Consider the following 13,868-nt stretch of genomic DNA (forward strand, 5'->3'; position numbering starts at 1 on the left):
CGGGTCGCCTTCTTTGCCTACTTTCTTGGCGAGACAAGAAAGTAGGTCGCCTCCCCGCAGGGGAGGTGAAACTGCCTTTGACTTTAAGCTTTTGACCTTTTGGCCTTTTGACCTTTTGACGTTAAAGCAGTTGAATTTGCAGTGAAGCAGCGCAGATGGTGAACAAGTAAGCGTTCGAGGGCCAATGCCCGCCCTCTCCCCGGCCCCACTTGACACGGTGCTCTCCCACTACGTGGAAGGGGGGAGCGAACAATCGAAGAATGAAGCGCGGCGGCACGTGCTGCCGCCCATGACCAAACAAGACATCGTCAGGACCGAGACAATGGCGAGTACAAGCTCCTTACCCACCACCCCGGCGGCGCCGGCCGACCTGCCAAAGGTCCGGCTCGACTGGACCCCGCTGGCGCTGGCCCCGCTGCTGATGCTGCTGGCCTATCCCCTGATCGGCAGCGGCTCGACCTGGCTCACCCTGACCATCGCCGGCCTTGCCATGGGCATGATCGTGTTCGTGGTGTCGTCGGGCCTGACGCTGGTATTCGGCCTGATGGACGTGCTCAACTTTGGGCACGGCGCGTTTATCGCGCTGGGGGCCTATGTGGCGGCATCCGTGCTGCTGCCGCTGGGCGCCTGGGTGGAGGCCGACAGCCTGTGGCTCAACCTGGCGGTGTTCGGCCTTGCCATCCTGGCGGCGATGGTGGCGGCGGGCGCCATCGGCTTCCTGTTCGAGCGCATCGTGGTGCGCCCGGTCTACGGCCAGCACCTGAAGCAGATCCTGATCACCATGGGCGGCATGATCGTGGCCGAGCAGCTGATCAAGGCGATCTGGGGAGCGGAGACCATTGCGCTGCAGGTGCCCACGACCTTCCGCGGCGCGGTGCTGCTGGGCGACGCGGCCATCGAGAAATACCGGCTCATCGCCGTGGTGCTCGGGCTGGTGATCTTCATCTCCATGGTGCTGGTGCTCAACCGCACGCGCATCGGCCTGTTGATCCGCGCCGGCGTGGAGAACCGCGAGATGGTGGAGTCGCTCGGCTACCGCATCCGGCTCTTGTTCATCGGCGTGTTCGTGGTGGGGGCAGGGCTTGCCGGCATGGGCGGCGTGCTGTGGGGGCTGTACCAGCAGAACATCACCGCGTCGATCGGTGCCCAGGTCAATGTGCTGATCTTCATCGTGATCATCATCGGCGGGCTCGGCTCCACCACCGGCTGCTTTGTCGGTGCCTTGCTGGTGGGCCTGATGGCTAACTACACCGGCTTCCTGTTCCCCAAGGTAGCGCTGTTCTCGAACATCCTGCTGATGGTGATGATCCTGCTGTGGCGTCCGCAGGGCCTTTACCCGGTAGCCAAGCGCTGAGCGCCGAGGAAAACCATGACCCGACTGCTTTCCGGCGACCTGCCAAGAAGCCGCGTGCTGACCGTGATCCTGTTGGCCATGCTGCTGGCGCTGGCGTGCGCGCCCTTCCTGTTTCCCGGCGCGCGCGCGCTCAATATGGCCGCCAAGATCTGCATCTTCGTGGTGCTGGTGGCCAGCTACGACTTGTTGCTCGGCTATACCGGCATCGTCTCCTTTGCCCACACCATGTTCTTCGGCATCGGCGGCTATGGCGTGGCGATTGCCATGTCGCGGCTGGAGCCGGGGTGGGGCGCGCTGGCGCTCGGCACGCTGGGCGCGCTGCTGGTGTCGATGCTGCTGGCCTTCCTGATCGGGCTGTTCTCGCTGCGGGTCCGGGCGATCTTCTTTGCCATGATCACGCTGGCGGTGGCCACCGCCTTTGCCACGCTGGTGTCGCAGCTCTCCGAGTGGACCGGCGGCGAGGATGGCATCAGCTTCAAGGTGCCGGAAGTCTTCACCCCGGGCTTTTCGCTGGGCGACGCCGAGTGGCTTGGCGTGCCGCTCAACGGCAAGCTGTTTTCCTATTACTTTGTGTTTGCCAGCGCGCTGCTGCTGTTCCTGCTGCTGTTGCGCGTGGTGAATTCGCCGTTCGGCCGGGTGCTGCAGGCGATCCGCGAGAACGATTTCCGAGCCGAGGCCATCGGCTACCGCACCGTGGTGTACCGTACCGTGTCCACCGTGCTGTCGGCCGGGTTTGCCACGCTGGCCGGGGTGCTGATGGCGCTCTGGCTGCGCTACAACGGCCCGGACACCTCGTTGTCCTTCGAGATCATGGTCGACATCCTTCTGATCGTGGTGATTGGCGGCATGGGCACGCTGTACGGCGCGTTGATCGGCACCACGCTGTTCCTGGTGGCGCAGACCTACCTGCAGGACGTGATGAAGCTGGCGAGCGATGCCACCGCGGCGATCCCGCTGCTGTCTGGGCTGCTGCATCCGGACCGCTGGCTGCTGTGGCTCGGCCTGCTGTTTATCCTCAGCGTGTATTACTTCCCGCAAGGCATCGTCGGCCGGCTGCGTGGCGATCGCTCGGAGCACGAGGTGGCGTCATAGGGCGCTAGCACCAGGCAGCAAGCGGCATGCAGCCACAAGAACGATCAAAAGCGCTATAACAAGAACATCCACAATCGGAGATTCCCGACCATGTACGTAGTCGACTGGCTGCACAAGAATGCCCTGCATACGCCGGACAAGGTCGCGCTGGTCGACGTGGAGAGCGGCCGCACGGTGACCTACCGGCAGTTCGACGAGCGCGCCAGCCGCTTCGCGCAATACCTGAGCGAGCGCCTGCGGCTGGCTCCCGGGGCCCGCGTGGCCGTGCTGGCCCACAACAGCTCGGACTATTTCGAGATGCTCTATGGCTGCGCCAAGGCCGGCATGGTGATGGTCTGCCTGAACTGGCGGCTGCCGGCGGCGGAACTGCTGCCGATCCTGCGCGACTGCTCGCCCGATGTCCTGGTGGCCGGCGACGGCTTTCTCGCAACCGCAGCCGCGCTTGCCGACGCCTTGCCGCTGCGCGCGGTATTGCACCTGGCCGACGACGAGAGCGCGGACGTGCCCGGCGGCTGGACCGAGTACGAAGCGATGCTGGCGGGCAGTTCCGGCCGCGTCATCGAGATGCCGTGCCGCGACGAGCACGAAGTCTGGCACCTGCTTTATACCTCGGGCACCACGGGACGGCCCAAGGGCGTGATCCAGACCTACGGCATGGTCTTCTTCAATGCCGTCAACGCCATGCTGGCCAACAAGATCACGCGCGACGACGTGTTCCTGAACGTGCTGCCGTTCTTCCATACCGGCGGGCTGAACCTGTATGCCAATCCCGTGCTGCATGCCGGCGGCACGGTGCATATCATGCGGCAGTTCGACCCCGAGGTGACGCTGCGCAAGCTTGATGCCAGCGCCGGGGAGGGCATCACCATGTTCTTCGCCGTGCCCGCGGTCTACCTGTTCCTGAGCCAGCATGCCGGCTTCGCGGCGGCGGATTTTTCCCGCGTGCGCAATATGGCCGCGGGCGGTTCCGCGGTGCCGCGGCCGCTGCTGGAGGCCTACCTGGCCAAGGGCGCGACGATCTGCTTCGGCTTTGGCATGACCGAGACCGGGCCAACCGTGTTCGTGTGCGACGAGGCCACGGCGCGCCGCAAGATCGGCACTATCGGCAAGCCGGTCGGCTCCATGCTGACACGGGTGGTGGATCCGCAGGGCCGCGACGTGGCGCCCGGCGAGCGCGGCGAGTTGCTGATCAAGGGGCCGGGCGTCACGCCTGGCTACTGGAACCTGCCGGAGGCGACCGATGCCGCCATCCATGGCGGCTGGCTGTACTCCGGCGATATCGCCTACATGGACGAGGAGGGCGATTACTACATCGTCGACCGCGCCAAGGACATGTTTATTTCGGGCGGCGAGAACGTCTACCCGGCCGAAGTGGAGAATGTGCTGTTCCAGCTTGCTGCGGTATCCGAGGCCGCAGTCATCGGCGTGCCGGACGCGCGCTGGGGCGAGGTCGGCATGGCGCTGGTGGTGGCAAAGCCCGGCATGGCGCTCGATGCCGAAGGCGTGCTCGCGCATTGCCGCGCCGCGCTGGCAAGCTACAAGGTGCCGCGCCACGTGCGGATGATCGAGGCGCTGCCGCGCACGCCGTCCGGCAAGGTGGAAAAGCACAAGCTGCGTGCACGCTTCCAGTCGCAGTGAAGGCGGTGCGCAGTGTGATGTCATGCAGTGGCAGTCTCGTGAATTTCTCGTATCCGTATTGCGTTCCGATAGATCCAGCATGCCAATCCAGCATGCAATAAAGGGGGCACAACATGCTGCGCGGACTTGCAGGACATAGCGGTTTGACCCTATACGGCGCGCGCCTGGCGCTGGCAGGGGCGGCAGGCTTGCTGCTGGCGGCGTGCGGCTCGGGCGATAACAACGCCAGCAGCGGCAACACCAATCCCAATACCAAGCCGGCGAACATCGGCACGGTCACGATCAAGAACTACGACGGCAACACCGACGACCTGCTCACCGCGGGCCTCGGCAAGGACGGCCTGGGCTCCGCCACCCAGCCGCTGCCGCTGAACCCGGCCGCGCCCACGGCGGCCGAGTTGCGCCGGTACGCCATCTACACCAACTACCGCGCGCTGGTGGATACTACGGCAGGCGGTGGCTACGGCTCGCTGTACGGCCCCAATGTGGACGCGCAAGGCAACATCACGACGGGGCAGGGCAAGGTCGCCGGGCGCGAGTACCTGGCCTTCTCCGACGATGGCAGCGGCCAGCAGAACGTGACCATGCTGGTGCAGATTCCCGACAGCTTCAATGTGGCCAAGCCGTGCCTGATCACCGCCACATCGTCCGGCTCGCGCGGCGTCTATGGGGCGATCTCCACCGGCGAGTGGGCGCTCAAGCGCGGCTGCGCCGTCGCCTACACGGACAAGGGCACCGGCGCCGCGCCGCACGACCTGGATACCGACACCGTTGCGCTGATCGACGGCACGCGCGCCAGCCGCGCCGCGGCCGGCACCAATGCGCAGTTTGCCGCCCCGTTTCCCAACACCAGCCTGGCCGCGTTCAATGCGCTGGCGCCGCACCGCCTGGCGTTCAAGCACGCGCACTCCCAGCGCAACCCCGAGAAGGATTGGGGCACGTTCACGTTGCAGGCCGCCGACTTCGCCATCTGGGCCATCAACGACCGCTTCGGCAACGTGGCCACGGATGGCACGCGCCAGCGCAGCCTGGGCCCGGACAAGGTCGTGGTGATCGCTTCCAGCGTTTCCAACGGCGGCGGCGCGGCCATTGCCGCGGCGGAGCAGGACACCCAGGGGCTGATCGACGGCGTGGCGGTGGGCGAGCCGAACCTCAACCTGCCTGGCAACACGGGCGTCACCGTTACGCGCGGCGGCGTGCCGGTCAGCAAATCCGGGCGCCCGCTGTATGACTACACCACCACGGCCAACCTGCTGCAGCTCTGCACCTCGCAGGCGACCGCGCTGGTGAACGCGCCGGGAGTGGCGCTGTACGCGCTGCCGACCGTCGGGCTGGCCCAGCCTGCGCTCAACCGTTGCCAGTCGCTGGCCAACGCGGGCCTGGTGACCGGGCCGGATGCCGCCACCCAGGCCGCCAGCGCGTTGCAGGCGCTGCACGCATTTGGCTGGGAGCCCGAGTCCGACGCGCTTCATCCCTCGCTGGCCCTGTTCGAGGTGGCCAACGCGGTCTCGGTGACCTTCGCCAACGCGCTCGCGCGTGCTGCCGTGGCGGATCGCCTGTGCGGCTTCAGCTTTGCCGCTACGGGCACGGCAGTGCTGACGCCGGCGGCGATTCCGCCAGCCACGCTCAATGTGCTGTACGCCACGGGTAACGGCGTGCCGCCGGCGGCCGGCGTGCAACTGATCAACGATAACAATCCCGGCGGCCCGCTGCGCGACATCTACTCCCAATCGCCGAGCAACAATGTGGCTGATGCCAACTTCGACGGCGCCCGCTGCCTGCGCGGGCTGCTGACGGGCACCGGCGCGCAGGGCCAGGCGCTGCAAGCGGGCCTGGCCCAGACGCTGCGCTCGGGCAACCTGCACGGCAAGCCGGCCATCATCGTGCATGGCCGCAGCGATGCGCTGCTGCCGGTCAACCATACGTCGCGGCCGTATCTGGGCTATAACCGGCTCCAGGAGGGCGGCGCCAGCAAGCTCTCCTACGTCGAAGTCACCAACGGCCAGCACTTCGATAGTTTCATCGGCGCGGTAGCGGGCTACGACAATCGCTTTATCCCGCTCCACGTCTACCTGAACCGGGCGCTCGACGCGGTCTACGACAACCTGACCACCGGCCGCGCGCTGCCACCTTCGCAGGTGGTGCGCACGGTCGCGCGCGGCGGCACCGCGTCGCCGGCACCCGCCATCCTGCCCGCCAATTTGCCGCCGTTTGCCGCCACCCCGGCCGATGCGGACCGGATCACGGTCAACGGCAGCACCGTAGAGGTACCCAACTGATGAAGGCATCCCGCCCACGCGTCCTGACGCAAGAAGATTTCGACCGCTTCGCCTCAATCTCGCGCGATGACAACCCCATCCACTGCGATCCGGCGTTCGCCAGCACGACGCATTTCGGCGCCACGGTCGCGCATGGCATGTTCCTGTTCTCGCTGCTGTGCGCGCAGATGCAGCGCAGCACCCCCCGGCCGGTGCTGCCGATCGCGCAGACGCTGATGTTCCCGCGGCCCACCTTCGTCGGCGACGGCGTGGCCGCCGTGCTGGTGTTGAACGAAACGCCCGGCCGCGACCGGATCGCGCTGGACACCTCGATCCGCTGCGTGCAGCGCGGCCGCAACCGCACACCCGCGACGGATGAGCAGATTACGGCACAAGGGGATGCGGTGCTGCTGGTCGACGCCAGCGCGGAATCGCTGGCCGAGGCGCAGCGCCAGGATGCCGACGAGGTTGGGCACTCCGCCGGGCACCTCGTGGCGCAGCCGGCCGGCGAGCGTACGCTCTATCACCTGAGCGTGGGCCAGGAGGCTTCGGCGATACGCAGCTTTAGTGCGGGTGATATCGATGAATACGTGGCGTTGACCGATGATGGCAGTGCCCTCTATACCGACCCGGTGTTTGCCCACAGCCGCGGCTTCGAGGGCACCATCGTGCCGCTGCCGTTGCTGGCCGGCATGTTCTCGGACTTGCTGGGCACCCGCTTGCCGGGCCGCGGCACCGGCTGGATGAAGCAGTCGCTGCGGCTGCGCTCGCCGGCGCGGCTGGGCGAGCTGCTGACCGCTTCGGTGCGCATCGTGCGCCTGCGCCGCGACAAGGACCTGGTCAACCTGGCTACGGTGGTCACCGGCGACGATGGCCGCGTGGTGCTGGCCGGCGAGGCGCTGGTGCTGGTGCGCAACCTGGAGGACAAGCGGTCGCTGTCGGCCGCCTGAGGCTGCTGGGGTGGCCAAGCCGCAACGTATTGCCTGCGCCACATCAAGGGCCGTGCAGTCAGGCCTTGAAATGTAGGCGCAAAGCCTTATCTTTCGATCAGACACCAGTGTCCGGCCTGCGTTGCGGGATCGGCAGGTTGGGGCGTAAGCGCCCCGCCTTCCGCATCAGGACACTCATCCGAAAAAGAGAGCTCCTAAATGCGACTTGACAAACTGACTACCCGATTCCAGGAAGCGCTGGCTGATGCCCAGAGCCTGGCGATCGGCAACGACAACCAATACATCGACCCGCTTCACGTGCTGCGCGCCTTGCTGGCGCAGAACGACGGTGCCGCCCGCGCGCTGCTGGCGCGCGCCGGCGTCAACGTCGGCGGCCTGACCACCGCGCTGGATGCCGCCATCAAGCGCTTGCCGCAGGTGCAGGGCACCAGCGAGGTCCAGGTTGGGCGCGAACTCAGCGCACTGTTCAACGCCACCGAGAAAGAAGCCATCAAGCGCGGCGATCAGTTCATCGCCAGCGAGCTGTTCCTGCTTGCGGTGGCCGATGACAAGGGCGAGGCTGGCCGCATCGCGCGTGAAAACGGCCTCTCGCGCAAATCGCTCGAGACCGCCATCGAAGCCGTGCGCGGGGGCGATTCGGTCAACAGCGCCGACGCCGAAACCCAGCGCGAAGCGCTGAAGAAGTACACCGTGGATCTCACCGAGCGCGCCCGTATCGGCAAGCTCGATCCCGTGATCGGCCGCGACGACGAAATCCGCCGCACCATCCAGATCCTGCAGCGCCGCACCAAGAACAACCCCGTGCTGATCGGCGAGCCGGGCGTGGGCAAGACCGCCATCGTGGAAGGCCTGGCCCAGCGCATCGTCAATGGCGAGGTGCCGGAAAGCCTCAAGAGCAAGCGCGTGCTGGTGCTCGACATGGCCGGCCTGCTGGCTGGCGCCAAGTACCGCGGCGAGTTCGAGGAACGCCTCAAGGCCGTGCTGTCGGACATCGCCAAGGACGAGGGCCAGACCATCGTCTTTATCGATGAGCTGCACACCATGGTCGGCGCCGGCAAGGCCGAGGGCGCCATCGATGCCGGCAACATGCTCAAGCCCGCGCTCGCGCGCGGCGAGCTGCATTGCATCGGCGCGACCACGCTGGACGAATACCGCAAGTACATCGAGAAGGACGCCGCGCTGGAGCGCCGCTTCCAGAAGGTGCTGGTCGACGAGCCAAGCGTGGAGGCCACCATCGCCATCCTGCGCGGCCTGCAAGAGAAGTACGAGCTGCACCACGGCGTGGAGATCACCGACCCGGCCATCGTCGCCGCGGCGGAGCTGTCGCATCGCTATATCACCGACCGCTTCCTGCCCGACAAGGCTATCGACCTGATCGACGAAGCCGGTGCGCGCATCAAGATGGAAATCGACTCCAAGCCGGAGGTGATGGACAAGCTCGAGCGCCGCACCATCCAGCTCAAGATCGAGCGCGAGGCCGTCAAGCGGGAAACCGATGAAGCCTCGAAGAAGCGGCTTGAGCTGATCGAGCAGGAAATCGGCCGCCTGGAGAAGGAATACGCCGACCTCGAAGAGATCTGGAAGGCCGAGAAGGGCGCCGCCCAGGGCGCAGCCGCGCTCAAGGAAGAGATCGACAAGATCCGCCTGGAGATCACGCGCCTGCAGCGCGAAGGCAAGCTCGACAAGGTGGCGGAGCTGCAGTACGGCAAGCTGCCCGAGCTGGAAGGCAAGCTCAAGGCTGCCACGGTCGCCGAAGCCAGCGAGCAAAAGCAGCCCAACAAGCTGCTGCGCACGCAGGTGGGCGCCGAGGAAATCGCCGAAGTGGTGAGCCGCGCGACCGGCATTCCGGTGTCCCGGATGATGCAGGGCGAGCGCGAGAAGCTGATCCATATGGAGGACTACCTGCACCGCCGCGTGGTGGGCCAGGACGAGGCCGTGCGCCTGGTGTCGGACGCCATCCGCCGCTCGCGCGCCGGCCTGTCGGACGAGAACAAGCCCTACGGCTCGTTCCTGTTCCTCGGCCCAACCGGGGTGGGCAAGACCGAACTGTGCAAGGCGCTGGCCGAGTTCCTGTTCGATTCGCAGGACCACCTGATCCGCATCGACATGAGCGAATTCATGGAGAAGCACAGTGTGAGCCGTCTGATCGGCGCGCCGCCGGGATATGTGGGCTATGAAGAGGGCGGTTACCTGACCGAGGCCGTGCGCCGCAAGCCGTACAGCGTGATCCTGCTCGACGAAGTCGAGAAGGCCCACCCGGACGTCTTCAACGTGTTGCTGCAGGTGCTGGACGATGGCCGCCTGACCGACGGCCAGGGCCGCACGGTGGACTTCAAGAACACGGTGATCGTGATGACCTCCAACCTGGGCTCGCACATCATCCAGGCGATGTCCGGCGAGCCGCACGAGGCGGTCAAGGGCGCGGTATGGCAGGAAGTGAAGACGCATTTCCGGCCCGAGTTCCTGAACCGTATCGACGAGGTGGTGGTGTTCCATTCGCTCGACCAGCAGCATATCGAGTCGATCGCCCGCATCCAGCTGGAGCGGCTGACGGCACGGCTGGCGCGCATGGACATGACGCTGGAGGTGAGCGAGGCAGCGCTGGCCAAGATCGCCAGCGCTGGCTACGATCCGGTGTTCGGGGCGCGTCCGCTCAAGCGCGCGATCCAGCAGCAGATCGAGAACCCCGTGGCGCGCGCCATCCTGGAAGGCAAGTTCGCCGCCAAGGATGTGGTGCCGGTGGATTACCGGGACGGGGAGTACACCTTCGGTCCGAAGGTTCACTGAGGCAAGGCGTAACGCCTGGACACCCAGGCACCTGGACGCCAAAACGAAAAACCGCCCCTTTGCCGGGGCGGTTTTTCTTTGTAATCAACATTAATAAAATGCGGTCCGGACCGTTGCAATCGCGCCACCTTCGGGTCGCGCCTGCATCACATGCCTCTCGGAACCCCGAACCTTAGCGCCGATACGGGTAGGGGTGATGGTAGGCATACCAGTCGCGGCGGCCCCACCAGCGGCGTCCGTCCCAGTAGCGCTCACCGTGCCACCCGATCACCACCGCAGGCGCCACCACCACCGGCGGCCTATACCCGGGAGGCGGCCCATATACCGGAGCCGGCGCTGGATAGGCCACGGGCGGCGGGGGCGCAGGATAGGCCGGCGCCTGGTAAACGGGCGCCGGATACACAGGTGCCGGATACACGGGCGCCGGATAGGCCGGCGCCACCACCACCGGCGCAGGCACGCCGATATTCAGGTCCACATCGACGCGTGCCAATGCGCTCTGGGAGGCCGCCAAGGCGAATGCTCCCAGGCCCAGCGCGTAGAAGTAACCATGCTTCATGTCGATCCTCGTCTTGCAGTAGCAATAAGCTGACTCTAGCCAAGCCGCCGCGCTGCCGGGGATTACAACTGTAACGATATTTCACGGCGTGCCGGGCGCCAGGGGCATCAGGCATCAGGCAGAGCGCTCGTTCCTGAGGCGATACAGGGGCATCAGCTCCCTCACGCAAGCGTCCGACGCCGATTTGCTTTCCACCTTGATCGCGCGGGTCACGGCATCCTTGATCCGGCCCAGCCCACCTTGCTCAAGGAAGGCTTTCAATGCGGCGTTCTCCATGAACCGGTTGAATTCCAGCAGGTCGGCACCCGTAATGCCCGCCTCGGTCACTTCCTTGCCTGATAGCGCCGCGTCCTTGGTCTTGCGCCCGACCGGCGAGCCAAGCAAGCGCGCAAGCCGCATCGCCAGTCCGGCATCCTGGATCTCGGGTGCCAGGGCAGGCCGCACTACCGCCTCGACCACTTCGGGCGAGAGCTTCGCGCGGGCGCATTGCGTGTAGCGCTCTTTGGGGATGGGCCCGATTTTCGCCGGCAGCCTGGCAAAGGCCTGGTCCAGGCCAGCCGCGAGGATCGCGCCGATGTCAAACGCCCGGATCAGCGCCGTGACGGCTTCATCGTAAGTCGGGGGGAACAACTGAGGTGGCTCTGTCGCGCGCTCTTCGATGCTTAGCGTGGGCTGCTCGGCCAGGGGCCCCGCCCAACCCTCGTGGCTGTGGCCGAGTGCCAGCGCCAGTGCGACTGCCAGAAGTATCGCCGGCAAGCTTGCTGGCTTCCCGAGTGGTATTCGGGCGGCAACGCCATGTGGAACCTTGCCAAGGGAAACGGCAAGCCCTGGGTGAGCGCATCGGGGACATTCGTTCATGTTTTGCGCCGGCTCGTCTGGGTATCTCCTGCGGATTATGCCGGGATTCGGCGCGTTCAGTCCGCCCGTGCCACGCCGCAAAGCGCCATCAGGCCGCAGGTCCGGGCGCGCGTGGTATGGAAAACGTCGCGTCCAAGATGGACGGAGAAAACACTTCGCTCTACCGCACGGGCATACACGCCAGGAGCCGGGACAGCCGCCATCATCCCAGCCGGGACTGGCTCGGGGGATTCACAACGCAGCAGTGTGCACTTGCCTCATACTTTCACATGAGAAAAATAGCAAGGCATACGGGCGGATGATGTGGTAGGTGTTCTTATCGCCATGGTACACATCAGCGACCAAAAGTGGCCGACGCGCTACGATCCGCTACATTACCGAGGCAGCCGCATTACACTGGTCCAGATGAGCCACCGCCCTCAACAGCATCAAGTACGAGACTTCCTCACTTCCTATTTCTGGAGTGGCGACGCCATCCGCAGTCGACGCGTGAGTGACATCGTGCTATCAGGCACGGTCGACGTGCCTGTGCCCCCTGCACGTCTGCTTGCGGATTGGGCAAGGGAGATATCGTCCCGCTTGGTCCTGGAACCCGGGGATGTCGAGGCAATGCCTTTGGCACGAGCGCGAGCGCGCTGGCCGGACTACACGCGCTGCGTGCAGGCAGTGTCCGATTGGGCGTGCGCGCTTGGACTGCCCGGGGTGCTCGCCTCCAGTGACGTAGCCCTCATGGCCTGCCGCGGCGCGAAGTACCACCATGACGGTGCGCAATATGGCGGTGCGGCCTTTTGCAATCTATTCCTGAGCGAGGACAGGGGGCAGGACTTGCATTTTCCCTCTTTGGGTCATCGAATCCCCCTGACCCGGGGTACGGCTGTGATATTCGATACTTGCCAGCCTCATGGCGTAATTCAACGCCGCAGCAGCGGCTTTAATGTGGCCGACTTCCCGCCCGACCAGGATTGCACCCAACTATTCCTGACCTGGGAGCTTCCCATCGAAGATGCCAATGTTGGGCACGCACTTAAGGTTGCCTTCGACATCGCCCCTTCGATCTCATTGCAACTGAATGAAGAGCAAGTCTGGCTGAACGGTGCAAGGGCCAGTGTGTGCCCAGAGTCTGGTCGGTGGTGCCGGGCCGACTAATCGTCAGGGTCACACCGCGATTTTGCCCTGACAGGGTGGACAGGCTCGTGTTCAGCGCGATAGGCGCGCGCAGCGAGCGCCGTTGTGGCTAACGGGAACGATTTCAGGCTTCGTAATCAAGCCCGTGACGCAGCGACGCAAAGTAAGGCTCCATTTCCAACGCTTGGCCGAACGACCGCTTCGGACGCAGTAGACGTCGGGACTGGCCCTGGCAAGCGACCGGAACCGGCCATTCGGCCTTTGGCGTCTCCCCACGCACCTTCAGGAAGGCAGGGGCCGGCGAGCTGGATCAATCCTTTGCTGTCCGTATGGCGTGATTTTCCCAACTAGAAAAAACGGGTGGAGACAATTGAAGCAAGCTACTGCAATCGTCAGGCGCTGGGGCGCTTGCCTCGCAATCATGGCCGGCTGGTCGGTTCCGGCCTTCGCATAGCGTGTTCTTGGGCGCCACGCCGTGCTGGTTAAACCAGTCCCGCATGAGGACTCCCGCTCCGGACTGCCGTCCTTGCATCAGAAGCGTGTAATTGCTGAGTTCTGAAACCTTGATGCGCGTGTCCGGTACGGCTAGCGCGGGGCTGCAGAACCATCCATTGCTGACTTCCGCCAACTTCGTTCTTAGCAGACCAGTTGACCGGAATGCATTGGGTACGATGATCAGGTCGAGTTGGCCAGTGCGCAGCCGTTCATACAAGGGCACACTGTGCTCGACCTCCAACTCGATCACGACCTGCGGAAACTCGGTGCGTATTGCCTCAATGAAGCGCGGTAACCAAGTTAGCGCCGTCAGCTCGGTGACGCCGAGGCGGAGCTTTCGCACCAGCACCTCCTTGCGAATGAACTGATCCAGTAGCAAATTGCGCTGCTTCAATACCTCGCGCGCACGCGCTAGCGCTTCCGTGCCGTCCAAGGTCAGCTTAGCGGTCCGGCCAGACCGATCAAACAAGGGATAGTCAAAGCCGGCCTCAAATTCCTTGATATGCCTGGAAACGGCCGATTGTGCGACGTCAAGCTTCTCGGCTGCCGCTTCGAAAGACCCCATTTCGCTGATGGCGACAAAGGCCTCTAGTTGTTTGAACGTTGTCATCTTGACTTTCCGCAACGCTGCGGAAGTGAGTTCAGAGGCTATCGCTAAGAGGGTGGAGACAAAAGAAAGAAAGACCTATTCTTCCTAAACTGAACATGGAGATGCAGTCATGGGGAAGATGGGAAGGCCCTTGGCCATAGAC

Annotated in this window: 10 protein-coding genes; 7 read left to right on the forward strand and 3 right to left on the reverse strand. The window is 64.8% G+C overall.

All coding sequences use genetic code 11. The annotated features are described in order from the left end of the window. Nucleotides 1–322 precede the first annotated feature (322 nt). The 6 genes from ACYP5B_RS33930 (at nt 323) to clpB (ending at nt 10,079) form a co-directional block, all read left to right on the forward strand. Nucleotides 323–1,354: a branched-chain amino acid ABC transporter permease gene (locus ACYP5B_RS33930; RefSeq protein WP_400101951.1), complete on the forward strand. Its 1,032-nt coding sequence runs from the start codon at nt 323–325 to the stop codon at nt 1,352–1,354. Nucleotides 1,355–1,369: 15 nt separating this feature from the next. Beyond that, on the forward strand, nt 1,370–2,446 hold the full coding sequence (locus ACYP5B_RS33935) for a branched-chain amino acid ABC transporter permease (RefSeq protein ID WP_267603501.1): 1,077 nt from the start codon (nt 1,370–1,372) through the stop codon (nt 2,444–2,446). A gap of 90 nt (nt 2,447–2,536) precedes the next feature. After that, the gene (locus ACYP5B_RS33940; protein WP_459572540.1) at nt 2,537–4,084 is read left to right on the forward strand and encodes an acyl-CoA synthetase; all 1,548 of its coding nucleotides are present in this window, start codon (nt 2,537–2,539) and stop codon (nt 4,082–4,084) included. Between the two features lie 113 nt (nt 4,085–4,197). Further along, a complete protein-coding gene (locus ACYP5B_RS33945; protein ID WP_459572542.1) occupies nt 4,198–6,363 on the forward strand; it encodes a D-(-)-3-hydroxybutyrate oligomer hydrolase in 2,166 nt (721 codons plus the stop codon). Further along, complete coding sequence (locus ACYP5B_RS33950; RefSeq protein ID WP_459572543.1) at nt 6,363–7,292, forward strand: MaoC/PaaZ C-terminal domain-containing protein; 930 nt, start codon at nt 6,363–6,365, stop codon at nt 7,290–7,292. Before ACYP5B_RS33945 ends, ACYP5B_RS33950 begins: the two co-directional genes overlap by 1 nt. A gap of 198 nt (nt 7,293–7,490) precedes the next feature. Next, nucleotides 7,491–10,079, forward strand: a complete 2,589-nt coding sequence (gene clpB, locus ACYP5B_RS33955) for an ATP-dependent chaperone ClpB (protein WP_400101941.1) — start codon at nt 7,491–7,493, stop codon at nt 10,077–10,079. 172 nt (nt 10,080–10,251) lie between these two features. Here the strand turns inward: clpB and ACYP5B_RS33960 are convergent, their stop codons facing one another. Further along, complete coding sequence (locus ACYP5B_RS33960; protein ID WP_459572544.1) at nt 10,252–10,638, reverse strand: hypothetical protein; 387 nt, start codon at nt 10,636–10,638, stop codon at nt 10,252–10,254. A 114-nt stretch (nt 10,639–10,752) separates the two neighbouring features. Then, nucleotides 10,753–11,394, reverse strand: a complete 642-nt coding sequence (locus ACYP5B_RS33965; protein WP_400101939.1) for a hypothetical protein — start codon at nt 11,392–11,394, stop codon at nt 10,753–10,755. Nucleotides 11,395–11,901: 507 nt separating this feature from the next. On the opposite strand from ACYP5B_RS33965, the gene ACYP5B_RS33970 reads away from it, so the two are divergent. Then, complete coding sequence (locus ACYP5B_RS33970; RefSeq protein ID WP_459572547.1) at nt 11,902–12,642, forward strand: hypothetical protein; 741 nt, start codon at nt 11,902–11,904, stop codon at nt 12,640–12,642. A 289-nt stretch (nt 12,643–12,931) separates the two neighbouring features. Here the strand turns inward: ACYP5B_RS33970 and ACYP5B_RS33975 are convergent, their stop codons facing one another. Beyond that, complete coding sequence (locus ACYP5B_RS33975; protein WP_459572546.1) at nt 12,932–13,726, reverse strand: LysR family transcriptional regulator; 795 nt, start codon at nt 13,724–13,726, stop codon at nt 12,932–12,934. Nucleotides 13,727–13,868: the final 142 nt, after the last annotated feature.

The sequence above is a fragment of the Cupriavidus sp. 8B genome (assembly GCF_054589115.1).